Genomic DNA, 18304 nt, shown 5'->3' with positions numbered 1-18304 from the left:
TTTTTCCTTAATGTTCATGATTTTAAAAAATTTCATATTTTAAGACATTGTTTTTGCTAAATTAAAATTTTAAGTCTCTAAGCTTTCCACATTCGAGTTTTCAACCTTTAAGATTTGTGCAACAGCGTTTCCATCTTTTAACACAATGCTTATTATTTGCTCAGGGTAAAGCTGCTTGCTACTGGTCAAGGTATGTTTTCCTGATGTAGTCGTTAGCAGGGTATAGCCTTGATTCAGTACTCGCTCAGGTCGATGCAATAGTACAATGTCGCGCAGATAAGCGCTTTCACGTTGCGCTTTTATTAGCTGCTGCTCAGCGCTGTGCATAATTGTCTTTCGTTGGTTGCTAGATTCTATACTAGCCGTCGTTATAATTTGCTGGGCGGCTTGTTCTATTTGACTTTGATAATCGATAGTTAATCTATTCGCTTGCTTGACTTGGCGCTGAGCACTTTGTTGAATACTGCGCCAAGCATAGTCGCTATCTTTTTGCAGCGCGGTTAGCTGACCTATAGTTTGTGATTGCAACTGACTAAGCTGACGAATAGCTTGTTGTTCAGCGCTTTTAAGCTGTCGCTGGGCGGCTTGTGTGATTTGCGCCCGATACTGCACCGTTTGCGCAACTAAGTTAGCCAAATGCGCGCTAATAGCCGCGATAACTTTGGAGGGCGTATCAAAGCTAGTATGCGCCACTTCATCTAAGATGACTTTATCACGCTCATGACCGATACCTACCCAAACAGGGACAGGCTGCTCAGCTATGAGGGCCGCCAGCTCATAATCATTGAGATAAGCCAAATCGCCAACCGCACCGCCACCACGAATAATCACTAATAAATCAGGGAGGTGCTGATAATTATCATAAAACTGCTGCTGAGCGCTGACAATCGCTTGGCGTATCTCGCCTGGCGCATGATTGCCCTGAAAGGTAGCATTATAATAGTGAAACTGGCAAGCGCCTGTGCTGGCAAGTCGATCGGCATCGGCTTGAAAGTCGCCGAGTCCTGCTGCCTTTTCAGGGGCGATGACGATAACGTGCTCGATATCAAAGGGCTTGGGTAGCTGCTGATTCAGATGGAGTAGCCCTTCACCCGTCAGACGATCGACCATCTGCGCATATTGGCGCGCCAAATCGCCTAAAGTATAGCTAGGATCGATATCTTCAATCGTTAAGGCAAAACCATACTGCGCATGGAAGCTGGCGGAGACTTTTAGCAGCACTGTTAGATCGCGTGCCAGTGGCATGCCCGTCGCGCGCTCAAACTTGGCTAATACACGCGTGGCTTTAAAGCGCCAAAGATTACCACGACAGCTGGCAACCACTTTGCCATCATCGTCCTTTTCAGCCAGCTCAAAATAATAATGTCCGCCTTTACTGGATAAGTTGCGAATCTCAGCTTTGACCCAAACCCGATGCGCAAAGGTTTGCTTGATGACCATATCTACTGCTGCGAGATAATCGCTCAGGCGCAGTACGGTATCCTCAAGATTGGTCTCTAAACTAGCCTCAACCTCGGCCAGCTCAGCCTCTAGAGTTTCTAAATCCTTGGCAGGGGTTATTACTTTAGCGTTATTTTCGGCGGCTGATTTTTTGCTTACTGATACAGCATTAAGATTAGGTTTACGCATAATAAGACCAGATAGCTATCGATGATATGTCTATAATAAAATGTCAAAGCGCTAGCTTAGCTTAAAAGTAGGCTAACAAAAAGTCTATTCATAAAAAAGCCAATAACGACCATAAAATTATTATCCTAGTTATTGGCTAAAATTGTTATTGGCTAAAATTTTGACACTTTACCATTGAGGTTTTAAATTACTGGCAGCGAAAGTTAATAGTGTATTCATAATCATCATCACGCGAAAAGTCTGGTGATTTATTACCCAGCACTGAGCCGACCACCGCACCTACTTGTCCAATCATGCGTCCAGCACGCTCATCTAATAGCCCATTATATTTCACTTCGTCATTGATGATGATCACTTGTTTACTGCGACAGGTTTTATTGGCACTATCGATAGCGTTCTGCTGCGCTTTTACTTTTGACTCGCCTAAACCTGTGGTCTCGAAAGTGGCGTCAGCCCGCTGAATGACTGGGGATGAGGGCGTGCTTTGGCAAGCGCTAAGGGCTAAAGCCGCTGCAATAGTTGCACTGAGCGCTAAAGTTTTATTCAAAGTAGCTTGGTTATTTATCATGAGTTATGTCCTTTAAGTCATGCAAAATTAGTCTTCTAACGAACCATGTGAATCTACCTGATTAATAGTGGTAGCGTATAGAGGGTTAGTGTGTACGATATTACCTCTATGTTGCCCAAAGATAATATGAGTAGAATAAAAAACAGATGTTTCGATAGCAACATTGCTTTTATTAGAGCTATTTTGTTCGATAAGCAGCAAATAACTTGAAATATAAGCTGTATCTAGGATAATTGGTCTATATTCTTAACCTGTAGTTATCATTATGCCCTTAATTCCTGCTCCTGCTGGCGTGTTGGAAGTTGACGCGCTTTGGCAACAAGACAATCCTAACGATGCTAGTACCGATACTGTAGCGCTATTATGCCATCCTAACCCTCTATTTGAAGGCACGATGAATAATAAAGTCGTCACTACTATGTACCGATTTGCCCGTGACAATGGCATGCATGTGGTACGCTTTAATTTTCGCGGCGTGGGTCAATCGACAGGCGAGCATGATTACGCGGATGGTGAATTACTCGATGCTATGACCGTGCTACAATGGCTGGCGACCCAAACTAACGCCCGCAAGCTATGGCTTGGCGGCTTCTCTTTTGGGGGTTATGTGACCGCCCGAGTGGCTGAACAGATACTAATATCACCTCATATATGGGGCTTGAGTGACTTTGAGATTGACAAGGTAGCGCTAATCTCGCCGTCAATAGAGAAAAACGCTAGCGATGATATCAGCTTGCCTATAGAAAAAACTTTTGAGATCTATGGCAATGCTGATGAAGTGATTGAGCCTGCCAATATGCAAGCTTTTGCTGAGCGTTTAGGCATTGAGGTCAGTGTCGTTGATGGCGCAGGGCACTTTTTTCATGGACGCTTGTCAGAGCTCAAAAAACTATTGGCGCAGCATAGCGCAGAGTAAAGCTGATGTTTGAAGGCCAAGTGCTAAGGTTTAGGTTATAAATTTTAAGTTATAAAGACGATGTTTTATAACCTATGCTATAGAGTTTATAGTCTAAAGCTTGTATTCTAAAGCCTATATTAAGCGGCAAGCTTAAGCTAGTTCATCTTTGATAGTGGTTTATAAAGTTGGTTTTTAGATGCTGTTTGAAGATTGTTCTGGTAGTACAATGGTCACTATACTCAGTGTTAAAGACATAAGTTAGTAGCCATTGTTGATAGTAATACTTTTATTTATTTTGTCAAATGATGAGTCGCATTATGAGTTTATCTCCATTGCAGCGCTACGAGCAAGCCATTGAGCAAGAAGGCTTTAATAAAGATGAGCAACAGTATCAAGCTATGAGCTATCTTGATCATCTCTACCATCAGCTGAATGAAAGTGCGAATCAAAAAAAGAGCATGTTTAGTTTTTTAAAATCAAAACCTGCCGCGCCAAAGGGCTTGTATATGTGGGGCGGAGTCGGTCGTGGTAAGACGTGGATGATGGATATGTTCTATGATTCACTAACTATCGATCGCAAGATGCGTCAGCACTTTCATCATTTCATGCAGCGAGTACATAAAGAGCTTAATCAGATTCAGGGTCAAGCAGATCCCCTAGAAAAAGTGGCTGATATTATCTATAACGAAGCCGTTGTTATCTGCTTCGATGAGTTTTTTGTCTCTAACGTCTCCGATGCGATGATTTTAGGCGACTTATTTACTATGTTGTTTAATCGTGGGGTGACTTTAGTTGCCACCTCCAACATCGAACCCTCTGGCTTGTATAAAGATGGTCTGCATCGGGATCGATTTTTACCTGCGATAGCTGAGGTTGAGACTCATACTACGGTGATGAATATCGATGCAGGGGTGGATTATCGATTGCGGCTATTGCAACAAGCTGAGCTGTATAAATCACCAATGACGCGAGAGAATCACAATTGGCTGGCGAACCGTTTTGCTAGTTTATCTACTAATATTAAGATTAGCAGCGAGCCTATCGAAGTCAATGGTCGTGAGGTCAAAATAAATGCCCGTACGGAAACCATGCTTTTCTGTGATTTTCGGCACTTGTGCATGCAGCCGCGCTCAGCGTCAGACTTTATTGAAATAGCCAATCGTTATAGTATGGTGCTGGTCAATGCCGTACCTGCCTTAGACGACGATCTGCGTGATCCGACTCGGCGTTTTATTTATATGGTTGATGAGTTCTATGATCGACGGGTCAAACTGTTAATTCGAGCTGAGCAGTCTATTTTAGACTTATATCAAGGCGAAAAGTTAGCCTTTGAGATTGAGCGTACGCGCTCACGGTTGCTTGAGATGCAGTCAGAGGATTATCTAAAAATGAAGCATCGCCTTGATGATATAGCGTAAGATTTTTTGTAATAGATGCGATAGATTTTTGTCATGTGTGGCTTATGGCATTGTATCCAAACTTATTACAGTGAGCCCGTAAGAATGCTCAGCATAAGCCATACAAAAATAGCTTTGTATGGCTTTATACTTTAAAACGCTTGATAGAATTAAACTAGGATTAACTATCGAAAGCATTCAACACTAAAAATAATTAAAAATTAAGGATAGATAATGAGTATAGATAATCATATCGATGATGACGATGTAACTAATGATAATACTGACGATCAAATGAGCGCTGAGCAGCTGATTGGTTGGATTAACTCTAGACGTAGCATAGGTACTCTAAATGAGCCTGCACCAAATCATGAGCAAATTCGCTCGGCTATTGGCTGCGCAGCAACCGCCCCTGATCATAAAAAGCTGCGACCATGGCGTTTTATTGTTACCGAAGGTGAAGCTCGACATCAATTAGGTCAAGCACTGGTCGCTGCCGCTCAAGCTAAAGCAGCTATTGATGATGAAGAGTTATCTGAGAAAACTGTGCATAAGACTGCGAACTTACCCCTGCGCGCGCCCGTCATTATTACTGTAGTCACTCAAATGCAAGAAAATAAAAAAGTGCCACCCTTCGAACAGATGTTAAGCGCAGGCTCTGCGGTACAGAATCTGATATTAGCATTAAAAGCACAAGGCTTTAGCACAGTATGGCGGACAGGATTATTATGTAATGAGCCCGCTGTAAAAGCTTACTTTGGTATTGGCGAGGATGACTATGTCACCGCTTTTGTCTATACAGGTACAAGTCCTGTGGAAAAAACCTCACGTAAGCCTATCGATATCGAGACTTTGTTGCGCTTTGAGTCTTAGAACTAATATAAACTTAAAGCAAACTGAGATTGCTGTAAAATAAAGCTATATCTTTAGGCGTCAAGCCTACAAGCAACCAAAATAATATCAGAGGATTGGATAATAGATATGACTAAAGATAATAAAACGCCTAACAGTGATATAGATAATCACAATGATTCTGATGCTAATAACGCTAACAATGAAAAGCAAGGCGGCTTGCTGGCAACTATTATTGAGCGCGCTAACAAGTCAGGACTTGTGCGTAAAAAGCTTAATCCTAGTAGTATAGAATCTGCTGTAGCCAATAATATGGATGATATTCATAAGTCGCCAACCAAACTGCGCTTGGCGTTTTTGGGCGGTGGCAGCTTTGGTACGGCAATGGCAAACTTAGCCGCACGCAATGGCTGTGATACCACGCTTTGGGTGCGCGATAAGCGGACGGTCAAGTCAATGACGAAGCTACGCATGAACAAGAAGTATCTGCCTGGATTTAAGCTCGATGATCGACTCAAATTTAGCCATGACTTGGAATCAGCGGTTAAAGATAAAGATATTATCTTTTTGGCAGTACCTAGTTCAGCCTTTCGTCAAACCCTTAAAAACATAGCCCCTTACATCACTGGGCAGTCGATAGTGTCACTCACTAAAGGTATGGAAAAAGATACTTTTGCTATGATGAGTGATATCATCAAAGATGAGTTGCCAGAGGTGAACTTTGGGGTGATGTCAGGGCCGAATTTGGCTATTGAAATCATGAAAAATATGCCATCAGCGACAGTGATTGCCAGTCAATCTGAGCCACTACGTCATGCAGTACAAGCCGCGCTACACAGTGCGTTTTTCCGTGTCTTTGCCAGCGATGATATCCGTGGTGTTGAGCTTGGCGGTGCTCTCAAAAATATCTATGCTATCGCGATGGGTATGGCGGCGGCGTATGACGTAGGCGAGAATACCAAAGCAATGCTATTGACTCGCTCACTTGCCGAGATGAGTCGTTTTGGGCTTGAGGAAGGTGCCAACCCATTGACCTTTTTAGGCTTATCAGGGGTAGGTGATCTGTATGCTACTTGTAGCTCTGAGCTCAGTCGTAATTATCGTATCGGTAATATGCTCGGTCGCGGTATGAGTATTGATGCGGCGCTCAAAAAGCTGGGTCAGACCGCTGAAGGGGTCAATACCATTCAGCAGGTACATGAAAAAGCGACCAGACAGGGCATCTATATGCCAATCACCCATGCTTTATATGCAGTGATCTATGAAGATAAAGCGGCATTAGGCGTGGCTCTACATCTAATGGAAGCAGGATTCCGTAGTGATGTCGAGTTTGTGATGCCGCACGATCATAGTAACGCTGCATTAACCGCGCAGATGCAGGCAGCGGCGCAAAAAGATGACGATAGCAGTGATGATAGAGATACCAGTGACGATAGCGCTGACAATAAGTAAAGCTAATAATTAATAAAGTCAAATAGTAGAAGTAGGAAAAAGACAGCGATGAAAATTATATTAATGCGTCATGGTCAAGCAGGAGACTATACTCACCCTGATAGTGCCCGTCAATTGACCGACTTTGGTCACAGCCAAGCAGCGCAAACAGCGGACTATATTATCGGCAACTATCAGCCTGATTATTTTATGGTCAGTCCCTACGTTCGAGCGCAGCAGACGCTAAAACAATTACAAGCGATTGCACCAAAAATACCTGTTACTATACAAGATAATATTACTCCAGGTGACGACGCTCGTGCAGCGTTGGCAGCGCTTAGCCGTATCGAAGCTGAGTGTCTGATAGTGGTCTGTCATATGTCCATTATTGCTAACATTGCCAGCTTGCTCACAGGAATAAGCCCAGAGAGCTTTGCACTAGCAGAGGCTCGGGTATTTGAGATGGAGTTTGTCATGTCAGGTATGGCAACCGAGATTGATCGCTTTGTACCTGAGCAGCCTTAGCCTTAATAATAGCTAAGCTTAACGTTACTGTTTTTGTAAGCCCTTTACTTCGTTATTTTATTCATTGAGGACGCGCTTAGTGTTACAGGTATGGTTGAGAGCGCAGCACAGCTCGTTGGCTGTCTGGCAAGCAGAGACAGGACAATGGCATATTGTCGATGGCTGGCAACAGCTGCATGATACTTATGTTAATTCTAATGGTATCCATTCTAGCCATAGAGCCAATAGCAGTAAGGCGTTGTGTCTGTATTTTCCTACTAGCCATATGTTGCAAGTTGACACTCAATTGACTAGCGCGCAGCTTAAGCAGCTAGGGAGTACAGGCAGACAATATCTGTTCGAGGAGACGTCACTGACGCCGATTGAGCAGCTGAGCGTAAAGCAGATTAATCAGACCAATGCCTCTTATCTGTATGCCTTAGCACAAAACGATATCGAAACTTGGCAACAAGGTGCAGCTTTAGCGGGGCTAAAAGTCAGTGCTTTGCTTCCTGATTTTCTGTTATTACCGACCCCTGAGGAGGGGGCAGGGCAGCAAGTTGCCCTCTATCAAGATGCAGATACTACCTTAGTGCGTCAGGCGGAGTATCAAGGGCTTGCAGTTAGTTATCTACCGTTACTATTTGAGCGCCTGCCACAGCTAAGCGAAGTGTGTAGCTTGCCAGCTATTAGCGATACTACTCACGACATAAGTGGCGAGACATCAGATAGTAACTATATTGACAGCAACTATATTGACAGTAACTACATTAATAATGTCACCGCTGAGACAGCCACCCTTATTAGCGATCAGCAGCTGCTATTGACACCATTAGCCATTAGCCCTAAACCTATTGCCTATCCTGAACGTCATACGCTTAACTTTTTTGTCAAAACATCAGAAACTAAGCTATCCCCTTATCTACGCATAACTCTAATGGTCGCCTTATCAGCACTCGTATTACAAATGGCGGCAGATGGCTTGCAGTGGTATCGTTACGATGCAGCCACCAGCGCTACTGAACAAGCGATTGCAACGCAGTATCAGTCTTGGTTCGTTGATGAGCGCTTAAATCCACGGACAGGGCTTGAGGCACAGATGCGTGACAAGCTGCGTACTGGTGCTCAAACCTCGCCTTCTATGGCAGCTTTAGCGCGTATTTCGCCTTTGATAAAACAGTCTTCCCTGCAAGCACAAGCATTAACTGTACAACCAACGAGCTTGAGCTTTACTATCATAGCGCCCGATCGCGATAGTTTAGATAAATTCGCCAATACTTTGAACGAGCAAGGGTTAAGTGCCAGCCTACAGCGGGTCAATAGTAGCGAGCAGGGGCAATTTAGTGGTCAGATTACGGTTAATATCGCAGACAACGCAGTAAATGAGGCCGCAAATAATCAGCCTGCTGCTAGGCTCAGCGCAGATTCTTAAATTAAGATAAGATTTGGACAAGGCTACAGGATGAGTATATTAAAGCGTCGCAACAATAATGCATCTGCAAGCTCTGCAACTGCTCGTACCAGTGGCTATCAAGATTTGCTATGGTCACGCTGGCAAGCCCTGTCCGCGCGCGATCAGCTGGCTCTGAGTGTCTTATTAGTATTTTTACTATTATTCATTGGTGGGTTTGGTGGCTATACACTGTATCAATCCGCCAAAGACAGCAAAACTGAGTACCAACAGCAAGTCACGGACTATTTTTGGTTACGCTCGCAAGCGGGTAATATCGATAGCAGTGCGATCAATAATAACAATAATGAGGGTACAGCGCAGCCTGCGGCTAGTCGAGTTAGTGCTCTACTCAATGGGTCAGGTATCAATGATGCGCAAGTCGTCGCGGCTGGCGAGTCAGTGCAATTAAGTTTTGCCAATAGTAGTCAAAGCGTGGTCAGTAATGCGCTCGGTCAGCTTGAGCAGCAAGGCTGGCAGTTTGATCAATTGACGATGCAACAAGATATAGCGACTAAACAGATCCAAGTACAAGCTACTATTATTAACTAATGCTAATGAGCATTGAAGTGGTTTATCTTGAAAACGCTCAATAATGCCACAATAAAACGATGATAAGGTTTAAAATACTTTATTAGGCGTGTCCTAAAGCTTTTGAGCAAAAATGCTAAGTGGTTGCCGCCTATTATGGATGCTTACTATGAACGACCCTTTAAATAATAAAGCTGATAACAATGACGATACTAACAATAGTCAGCGCCACCAAACGCAAATCACTGAGCCGCCTCGATCCTTTGCTGACTCTGATATACAGTCGCAATTGAGTTATGATTTAGCACAGCAACGGCAAAGTAATAGCATGAGTGATAGTCAACAGCGCACGCTGACTGCTTATAATCATATTACTTACTTGTTATATGTACTGAGCTATTTTACCGCTGGGTTATTATGGATCGTGCCTATTGTGATGAATTACATCAAGCGTCACGATGCGGATAACACTTGGCTGGCAACTCATTTTGATTGGCAGATTAAGACCTTTTGGTACAGTATTGTCGGTTTTGTCATCGGTACTGTCATTTTGTTATCCGCTTTTGGTGTACTAGGTATAGGCACGCTAGCCAACAGTAGTGGCATGACTTACGGCTCGATGGCATTGGGCGGCTTTGGAGTATTCATTATTGGTATTACCGTTATTTGGCACTTGTACCGTATTGTTAGAGGCTGGATTGCTTTGACTGATAATCGTCCAGTGCCTTAACTGCTCAACATGAAACTTTAGTGTTATCTCTATTAAGCTGATATAATCGCAGCGATTGCCTTTATAGGTTAATTTTATTTGTATTGCCCTATTATTCACCATTAATTTGGATTGATTTTTGCTATGTCTTACGCCTTACTGCGTCCGTTATTATTCAAGATGGATCCTGAAAACGCTCATGATATGACGCTGGCTTTGCTTGAAAAAGCTCATAAAGCGCGTGCTTTGGGCTTGGCTTATGGTCAGCACATGCAGCCCACCACTTGTATGGGTCTGCAGTTTAATAATCCAGTAGGCTTAGCAGCAGGGCTAGATAAAAATGGCGACTATATTGATGCGCTTGCCGAGTTAGGATTTGGTTTTATTGAGGTCGGTACAGTCACCCCAAAGCCGCAATTAGGTAATGATAAGCCGCGCCTGTTTCGACTCAAGCAAGCCGATGCCATTATTAACCGTATGGGCTTTAATAATCATGGCGTTGAGCATCTGATCGAAAACGTTAAGTACTGCAAATATAAAGGCAATATAGGTATTAATATTGGTAAAAACGCGAGCACGTCTGTTGAGCAAGCAGCTGATGATTACGTGTATTGTTTAGAGCGCGTCTATCCCCACGCCTCCTATATTACCGTCAATATCTCCTCACCTAATACTGAGAATCTGCGTGATCTACAAAGCGGAGAAGCACTTACTCATCTATTAGACAACATCAAAAACCGCCACAGTCAGCTGGCAACTGAGTACGGCTTTTACGTGCCGCTGGTGCTAAAAGTCGCACCTGATCTAGATCCTGAACAAGTTGATTATATCTCCCAGCAGCTATTAGACTTTGAGATTGATGGACTTATAGCCACTAATACCACTTTGAGCCGTATAGGGGTGGAAGATCTGCGCGACGGTGATCAAATGGGCGGTCTATCAGGGCGTCCTGTCAGTCATACTAGTACCCAAATATTGCAACAGTTCTCTGATCAGTTGGGTGATAAAGTTGCACTAATTGGGGTTGGTGGTATTGATAGTGGCGACAAAGCGGTTAAAAAAATAAAAGCGGGCGCAGAATTAGTACAGCTTTATACGGGGCTTATCTATCGAGGTCCAGGTCTAGTGCAATCCTGTATTCAGGCTATCGGTGGCTATTACGATGCGATGGATAGCGATGCAATAGATGATGACAATAAAGCCGGTAATATGATAGATAGTGATGCGGTGGACATGAAACCAAATGAACAGTAATGAAGTAGTCAAAATAATAGGACGCTGTTTATGAGTGGCATAGATATTGTCATTGCCGTAGTGGTGTTAATTGGCTTATGGCGCGGCTTTCAAGTCGGTTTGATTAAGACAGCCGTCGGTCTAGCGGGCTGGTTTATTGCTTTGATTGCGGCGACTCGTCTGGCAAGCTATATTGCCCCGCAGCTATCCGCTATCGTTGAAAACCCCGTATTACAAACCGCTCTAGCTTTTTTAGTGGTAGTGATTTTTATATTAGCCATCATGCATCTGCTCGCCTTTGTATTCTCAAGTGCGCTCAAAACTTTGCGTTTAGGGGTAGTAGATAAGATGGCGGGCGGCGTATTAGGCGCTGCCAAAAATGTACTAGTTATCCTTGTCATTCTCAGTATCAGCGCGCCACTATTAGTACAAATGCCGCAGTGGCAAGCTTCAGTGATTGCTCCTGAATTACTGCCCTATGCACCGATGGGCAAAGAGCTGGCTAAAGATATGCTTGGTGCCGCTTGGGGTCAGATCAATCAGTCATAAACAGCGTTTTAAAACACTGCCAGTTACTATTATTATGTGAGTCATTATTATTACGCTTCAACCGTGTTAGATTAGCTTTATCTCATTATCACTATTTGCTTAAAACAGGATATACCTATGTGTGGAGTTGTCGGCGTTGCCGCTCATGAACCCGTTAATCAAGTTCTTTATGATGCCCTCACGATGCTACAGCACCGTGGGCAAGATGCAGCAGGTATTGTGACGCTGCAAGATGGTCGCTTGTATCTACGTAAAGAAAATGGCATGGTTCGCGATGTGTTTATGAACCATCATATGATCAAGCTAGTCGGTAAATTTGGCATCGGTCATGTCCGCTATCCTACTGCGGGTACTTCTAGCAGCGCCGAGGCGCAGCCGTTCTATGTTAATTCTCCATACGGTATCACTTTGGCGCACAATGGCAACTTAACTAATGCTGAGAGCCTTGCCAAATCACTTTATGTAGAAGACCGTCGTCATCTTAATACCGACTCAGACTCTGAAGTTTTATTGAATGTCTTGGCTCATGAGATGCAAAATTTAGATAAAACTCATCCAACCGCTGTGGATATTTTTTCAGCAGTGACTGCTGTCTATAGCCGTATCGAAGGTGCTTATGGAGTAGTGGCCCTCATTACGGGTCATGGCTTATTAGCGTTTCGTGATCCTAATGGTATTCGTCCGCTAATCTTTGGTGAGCGCTTAGCCGCGAATGGCGGTACAGAATACATGGTCGCCTCTGAGTCAGTGGCCTTGACAGGTTGTGGCTATACTATCATCCGTGACGTCAAGCCAGGTGAGGCAATCTTCATTGATCTAAATCATCAGCTGCATACCCATCAGTGTGTTGAGCAGCAAGAGTACACACCGTGTATCTTTGAATATGTGTATTTTGCTCGTCCAGACTCGATCATGGATAATATCTCTGTCTATAAATCACGTCTGCGCATGGGTGAAAAACTAGGACAAAAGATCATGAAAGAGTGGGGCGAGGATCACGATATCGATGTGGTCATTCCTATTCCTGATACCTCGCGCACCTCAGCGATGGAGCTGGCGCTACAGATGAATATTAAGTACCGCGAAGGCTTTATGAAAAACCGCTATATCGGGCGTACCTTTATCATGCCAGGTCAGCAGCAGCGCAAAAAGTCAGTGCGTCAAAAGCTGAGTGCTGTACCATTAGAGTTTAAAGGTAAAAACGTCTTGCTAGTCGATGATTCAATCGTCCGTGGCACGACTTGTTATGAGATTATTCAGATGGCCCGTGACGCGGGCGCGCGAAAGGTATTCTTTGCTAGTGCCGCGCCACCTGTTAAATATCCTAACGTCTACGGTATTGATATGCCTGTACGTAGTGAGCTGATTGCTTCAGGTCATAGCGTCGAGGAAGTCCGTAAAATTATCGGTGCTGATCGCTTAATCTTTCAGGATTTAGATGACTTGATCGATGCGGTAAAAGATACCAAGCATAGCCGTGTTGAAGGCTTTGATTGTGCCGTATTTAATGGCTGTTATATCACAGGTCAGATCAACGAAGCGTACCTTGATCATTTGCAAGAGCAGCGTAGTGAAACGGCTAAAACAGGCAAGAAGGGCATGCAAATAGTCGCGGACACCCCAGTCGATATGATGGGTGTTGAAGAGATCTAAGCGTTTAGATATAAAAGTTTTGATAATAAAAAAAGCTGGATTCTATGTGAGTCCAGCTTTTTTGTGTTTTAAAAGAATGGCCTCTAGATTTGAGTTCTTTAATAGTCGTGAAATATGCGGGGCTTGGGTTATCGTTCTTTAATATTTAGCTTCACGCCTCGTCCCTCGGCAAAAGCTGTGCTTCGTTGTTTCCTCGCTCACCCTCGGCAAATTCAGCTTAGTCCTTGAGTAAAGCGTAGGGTGGGTTAGCGATAGCTTAACCCACCAAATCTATAATTCAAACATTCAACAGTGGGTTACGTCTTGTCTATATTCTCTACAAGAATTTGACAAAACTAACCTACCCTACGCTTTCTGATATAACAAACTTTAGTCCATTTTATCAATAATCTCTATCAACTTTTTCATCTCGCTACCAGTCTCATAACTATGATTAGGATGTGTTTTATTAACATATTGCATATCCCTTTTTTCTATAATCGATAGTTGGTGGTACAGCTTTGAACAAATTAAAAAGCGGTTAGAGGCAAAACGATCAAAAAACCAATAATCACTAAGCAATGGACGGATAAGTTTTTCTGTTTTATCACCGTCATCTTGGTGAGTATGAAAAACTATACAATTTAGTTTATCTCCTCTACCACCAACCCGATACCATCCTCTTCTTATGTATTTCGCTATTATTCGAACGAATGACATACCTATATTTAACTCTTCTGGATTTTCCATTTAAAGCCTCCTTTCTTAAGCTCTGAAATGTCGGGTGAGTCTGTTGCACCTTTTATTCGCCATGATACACAATCAGGGTTTTAATCTATAAAAAGAAAATAAACGCCAATCTAACCCAAAAACCGCTCAAACACCCAAAGCAAGCCATTTAACGCAGCAATGCCAACGACCATACTGACCAGTAGCTGACGGCTTACATGATAGACGAGTAATACCAATCCCAAAGCGCCTATTTGTGATAATAATAAATGTAACTCTGGACTATCAATGCGAGTGGTTATATTTAAATCTAGATAACTCAGACTGGTTAGAATCAGTAAGACCATCACCGATAACGGTAAGCTCTCGTTAAGACGATGTAGCCAAGGCTTGTCGAGTAACTTTTGAGGTATCAGCGCAGGTATTGCACGAGTGATAAAGGTCACAGCTGCCATCGCAAAAGTTGCTAAGATTAAATAACTACTTGTCATTTGCTAGTCCTCGCTTTTTTAGCCACTTTTTTTAACCAAAATCCACGTGCTAAAATCATTACCATACAGATAGCAATCGCCACGAGTAATAACCAATCACTGGTAAATAGGGAGGCGATAGCTAAGCTAATAACGGCTATGATAATTGGGAAATATCGTTTAATCATTTTAAATTGCTCATAAGCCAAAATGGCAAATAGACATACTAAAGCAAAGTCCAAATTCGGCACTAGATCATTTAAGGCGCTACCTATCATCACCCCGATTGCCGTCGCTAGCACCCACCAGCTTTGATTAAATAGACTAATCGGCAACATAAGTGCTCGTCGCTCGCTGACAGGCAAGCTGGTCATCACCGAAAAGGTCTCATCGGTGAGAGCAAATAGGCAGTAAGTCTTGGCGAGCTTTTGGGTCGGCATGGTTTGTAATAAAGGCACGGCATAGAACACATGACGCAGATTAATAGCAGCGATATTAGTCGCCATACTTCCCACAGGTAAGCCCGCACTCAGCATCGGCAAACAAGCATATTGCGCGGCTCCTGCATACAAAACTATGCTAAGCATAATCGTCGCCCATATAGGCACGCCTGCCACTTGCGCCAACACGCCAAATGCGATGCCAGCTGGCAGGTACCCCATGGCGACAGGAATACTTTTTTTAAAGCCTTGTGCCCATTGAGTCGTCTGTAATTGTACTTGCGAATAGGTTTCCATTTGATATCCTAGATTTTAGCGTTCTATATACTTATTATTTTATCTAAGCCGAAAATTTGCTATTTTCATGACATCTTTGCTTAGCTTTACTCTCAATTTTTATGAGGAATGGCACAGCCATTATTGGTCAGGCTGCAAAATCTCATAGCTGCCTGTGCGCTGTGCTCGATATAGATATACCCCAAGCACTAGCATGCGCAAGATCAAAATACACCAGACACTGAGCCAAATACCGGTCATATCATAACGCTGATAAAGCAGCCAGCTAATCGGAAAAAAGATAGCCGCCCATATGATAGCCGCATTGCGAATGACACTGCCTGCGGTCAAACCAAAAAATATCCCATCCATCCAATATGCGCCAACGCCTATCAGCGGTAATAAAATAGCGTAATTTTTATAGGCGTTCGCTAAATTAAAGACCTCACTAATATTAGTCATCATTGTCAAATAACTAGGTGCTGCAGCCCACCAAATCAAGCTGAGCACTAGAGCAAGTCCATAGCTGACGATACCTGTGCGTTTGACGATGATAGCAAAACGCTTCCAATCACGGCGACCTGCTGCTTGACCGGTCAAGGTTTCAGCAGATACTGCCACACCATCAAGCGCAAAAGCTGAGATACTCAATATCTGTAGTAAAATAGCATTCGCCGCCAGCACCAAATCACCACTTTGCGCTGATAAGCGAGTGACCCAAGCGAAGCTTACCGTCAAGATAAGCGTACGAATAAAAATATCTTTATTCAGCATAAATAGCCTAAGCATCTTAAAGCGAGTAAACTGCTCTGGATTGATAGCAAATAAGGCCTGCCAATTGATGCTTAAATGTTGGCGACTGAGCCAGAGCGCTAATACTACACCCAGCCAAAACGCAATAGTGGTGCCTAATGCCACACCGACCAAGTCCATCTGTAGACCATAAACAAAAAACAAGGTCAAAGTAATATTAGCAAAGGCGATAAAGCCTTGTTGATAGAGCATATAGCGGGTCTTGCCTTGCCCTGCAAACCAGCCAATAAAGGCAAAGTTCATTAATTCAGCGATGACGCCCCAAAAACGCACATCTAAATAAGTCTTGGCAGCCAGACCACTGGCAGGATTGGCTGATAAAGCTTGCAAGCCATAATCAATTAGCCAAGGCTTTGCCAGCAGCAATACCATGCCAATAACAAAAGCCAGTAGTAGCGCTCGCTGCAAAATAGGTAATAGGGGAGATTGCGATTTTATAGAGTTTTCTACATTATTCTTATTACCCTTTTCATAATTGCTGTTCGCCAGTTGTCCGAGTGCCTGCGCAGATAATCCCGAAGAAGCATATTGCAAAAAGTTAAAGCTGACCAGTAATAGCGACAGTAACTGAATAGCCAAACCCATGCCAGCCAGCTTCGCTGCGTCATTCATATTACCAACGATAGCCGTATCAATCACACTTTGTAGAGGCACTGCCAAATTAGCCAACATCACAGGCACGGCAATAGCAATGATACGCTTATAGCGAGTATCAATAGGAGTAAGAGTGTTAGGTGGGGCAACTGAAGTCATGAAAGAATCGCTTGTACTAGTATACGAAGAGCGGCATACAAAAGCAGTATGCACAAAACAGCAAAAAGATAAAAGCACCTAACGAATAGGTGCTTTTATAGAGTGTTTATAAGACGCTGCAAACATTAGCAACGTTTTACTGGATTATTATAACTACTCTTGCTCAAACATTTTTGGGTCATTGAAAGTGACGATTTCTTCTTCAAACTCAGGTTTTACTTTTACAACAAAGTCATCACGCGATAGACCCATTGCCAATGGAATAGAGCTGGCAATATAAGTTGAAGAATAAGTACCCGCAAGCAGACCAATAAATAGCGCCACTGAGAACCAATACAAGCCGTCACCGCCTAAGAACATCATAGCCAGCACGACTAATAGTACCGTCGAGATGGTCATAATAGTACGACGCAAAGTCTCGGTCAATGAGAGATCAAGGGTTTGACGCGGGGTGATGCCTCGTACACGGCGGAAGTTCTCGCGGATACGGTCGTAGACGACGATGGTATCATTCAATGAATAACCAATCAGCGCTAAGATAGCCGCTAGTACGGTCAAATCGAAGGGGAAACCAAATAGCGCAAAAACCCCGATAGTCACGATAGCGTCATGGAATAGCGATAACACAGCACCTAATGCTAGTTTGAACTGGAAGCGTAGCGCGACGTAGCCGAGCATACTAACCAGCGCTAAAGCTAGCGCCATTAATGAGTTGAGATAAACCTCATTACCGACCTGACTACCGATAATATTAACGTTGGTGATTTCGACTTGATTATTAGGTAGCGCTAAGGCGTTTTCAAGATTGGTATTTAAGCCACTGATATCATCCGCTTGTGGTGGCAGGCGAATAAGCAGCTCATCTCGCGTCCCTAAGTACTGTACGACCGCATCATCAAAGCCATTATCTGCAAGCGCTTGCACGACAGCAACTTGCTCAACAGGCTGCTCGTATGCTACATCAGCTGAGACACCGCCCGTAAAGTCCAGACCGAAGTTAAGACCGTTAACTGCAATAGCGATGATACTACCAATCACCAAGATGATAGATAGAATACCCATCGGCTTCTCTATACTCATAAACGGGATAATACGCTGATTACCAATCGCTTTGATACCGCCCTCAGCTTGTGCCGCTGCGCTCTCCTCCATACTATCCATGCTATCGATAGGCTCATGCGTCGCTACCGGTGGCTGTACTGCTAAGCTATGGGATGTTTTTTCACCGCGCTTTTTGCTTTTAGTAGTGTCAGCCTTGACACTAGACTTATTAGTCTGAGTGTTACTGCCTTTGCCATCGCGGCGTGGCTTATTACGGCGGCGGCGTGCTTTTTCTTGTGCCGCCTCATTGCCACTATTGGAACCACCACCTGAGCTGCCACCTGAACTATTAGAAGTCGGTGTGTTGTCTTTATTGGTAGGGCCTTTTTGTTCGATCGC

The 18304-nt window shown here is 43.6% G+C and carries 17 protein-coding genes and 1 pseudogene; 11 read left to right on the top strand and 7 right to left on the bottom strand.

Translation table 11 applies throughout. From position 1 onward, the window contains the following. Positions 1 to 69: 69 nt before the first annotated feature. Together xseA and ACR63T_RS07680 are read right to left on the bottom strand one after the other, a co-directional pair. Positions 70 to 1629, bottom strand: coding sequence for an exodeoxyribonuclease VII large subunit (gene xseA / locus ACR63T_RS07685; protein ID WP_472783601.1), 1560 nt, complete (start codon positions 1627 to 1629; stop codon positions 70 to 72). A 187-nt stretch (positions 1630 to 1816) separates the two neighbouring features. After that, the gene (locus ACR63T_RS07680) at positions 1817 to 2197 is read right to left on the bottom strand and encodes a hypothetical protein (RefSeq protein ID WP_472783600.1); all 381 of its coding nucleotides are present in this window, start codon (positions 2195 to 2197) and stop codon (positions 1817 to 1819) included. 265 nt (positions 2198 to 2462) lie between these two features. On the opposite strand from ACR63T_RS07680, the gene ACR63T_RS07675 reads away from it, so the two are divergent. The 11 genes and pseudogenes from ACR63T_RS07675 to purF all read left to right on the top strand — a co-directional run bounded on the left by ACR63T_RS07675 (position 2463) and on the right by purF (position 13404). Continuing rightward, positions 2463 to 3113 carry an alpha/beta hydrolase gene (locus tag ACR63T_RS07675; protein ID WP_472783599.1) on the top strand — a complete coding sequence of 217 codons (651 nt, stop codon included), beginning with the start codon at positions 2463 to 2465 and terminating at the stop codon, positions 3111 to 3113. Positions 3114 to 3412: 299 nt separating this feature from the next. After that, positions 3413 to 4513, top strand: a complete 1101-nt coding sequence (zapE, locus tag ACR63T_RS07670) for a cell division protein ZapE (RefSeq protein WP_472783598.1) — start codon at positions 3413 to 3415, stop codon at positions 4511 to 4513. A 213-nt stretch (positions 4514 to 4726) separates the two neighbouring features. Continuing rightward, positions 4727 to 5365, top strand: coding sequence for a nitroreductase family protein (locus ACR63T_RS07665; protein ID WP_305898315.1), 639 nt, complete (start codon positions 4727 to 4729; stop codon positions 5363 to 5365). A gap of 108 nt (positions 5366 to 5473) precedes the next feature. Continuing rightward, positions 5474 to 6796 carry an NAD(P)H-dependent glycerol-3-phosphate dehydrogenase gene (locus tag ACR63T_RS07660; protein WP_472783597.1) on the top strand — a complete coding sequence of 441 codons (1323 nt, stop codon included), beginning with the start codon at positions 5474 to 5476 and terminating at the stop codon, positions 6794 to 6796. 48 nt (positions 6797 to 6844) lie between these two features. Beyond that, positions 6845 to 7300, top strand: a complete 456-nt coding sequence (gene sixA, locus ACR63T_RS07655; RefSeq protein ID WP_472783596.1) for a phosphohistidine phosphatase SixA — start codon at positions 6845 to 6847, stop codon at positions 7298 to 7300. 79 nt (positions 7301 to 7379) lie between these two features. Beyond that, positions 7380 to 8711, top strand: coding sequence for a type II secretion system protein GspL (gene gspL / locus ACR63T_RS07650; protein WP_472783595.1), 1332 nt, complete (start codon positions 7380 to 7382; stop codon positions 8709 to 8711). Positions 8712 to 8741: 30 nt separating this feature from the next. Then, the gene (gene gspM, locus ACR63T_RS07645; RefSeq protein ID WP_305898311.1) at positions 8742 to 9281 is read left to right on the top strand and encodes a type II secretion system protein GspM; all 540 of its coding nucleotides are present in this window, start codon (positions 8742 to 8744) and stop codon (positions 9279 to 9281) included. 148 nt (positions 9282 to 9429) lie between these two features. After that, complete coding sequence (locus tag ACR63T_RS07640) at positions 9430 to 9990, top strand: DUF4870 family protein (protein ID WP_472783594.1); 561 nt, start codon at positions 9430 to 9432, stop codon at positions 9988 to 9990. Between the two features lie 123 nt (positions 9991 to 10113). Further along, positions 10114 to 11145 (top strand): annotated as a pseudogene (locus ACR63T_RS07635) (quinone-dependent dihydroorotate dehydrogenase); the annotation flags it as partial. Between the two features lie 108 nt (positions 11146 to 11253). Continuing rightward, entirely contained in the window at positions 11254 to 11751 is a 498-nt protein-coding gene (locus ACR63T_RS07630; protein ID WP_472783593.1) for a CvpA family protein, read from the top strand. Positions 11752 to 11868: 117 nt separating this feature from the next. Beyond that, positions 11869 to 13404, top strand: a complete 1536-nt coding sequence (gene purF / locus ACR63T_RS07625; protein WP_305898308.1) for an amidophosphoribosyltransferase — start codon at positions 11869 to 11871, stop codon at positions 13402 to 13404. A 369-nt stretch (positions 13405 to 13773) separates the two neighbouring features. Here purF and ACR63T_RS07620 read toward each other — a convergent pair whose 3' ends face one another. From ACR63T_RS07620 to secF, 5 genes are all read right to left on the bottom strand, one after another. Further along, the gene (locus tag ACR63T_RS07620; RefSeq protein ID WP_201569128.1) at positions 13774 to 14133 is read right to left on the bottom strand and encodes a hypothetical protein; all 360 of its coding nucleotides are present in this window, start codon (positions 14131 to 14133) and stop codon (positions 13774 to 13776) included. Positions 14134 to 14243: 110 nt separating this feature from the next. Beyond that, positions 14244 to 14603 carry an AzlD domain-containing protein gene (locus tag ACR63T_RS07615; RefSeq protein WP_472783592.1) on the bottom strand — a complete coding sequence of 120 codons (360 nt, stop codon included), beginning with the start codon at positions 14601 to 14603 and terminating at the stop codon, positions 14244 to 14246. After that, complete coding sequence (locus tag ACR63T_RS07610) at positions 14600 to 15319, bottom strand: AzlC family ABC transporter permease (protein WP_472783591.1); 720 nt, start codon at positions 15317 to 15319, stop codon at positions 14600 to 14602. Before ACR63T_RS07610 ends, ACR63T_RS07615 begins: the two co-directional genes overlap by 4 nt. Positions 15320 to 15439: 120 nt before the next feature. Further along, entirely contained in the window at positions 15440 to 16864 is a 1425-nt protein-coding gene (locus ACR63T_RS07605; protein ID WP_472783590.1) for an MATE family efflux transporter, read from the bottom strand. A 153-nt stretch (positions 16865 to 17017) separates the two neighbouring features. Further along, on the bottom strand, positions 17018 to 18016 hold the full coding sequence (gene secF, locus ACR63T_RS07600; RefSeq protein WP_318282058.1) for a protein translocase subunit SecF: 999 nt from the start codon (positions 18014 to 18016) through the stop codon (positions 17018 to 17020). Between the last annotated feature and the right edge of the window lie 288 nt (positions 18017 to 18304).

It is taken from the genome of Psychrobacter sp. M17(2026) (assembly GCF_055699815.1).
Note: the sequence above shows the minus strand (reverse complement) of the source record. Positions and strands in the feature narration are given on the sequence as shown.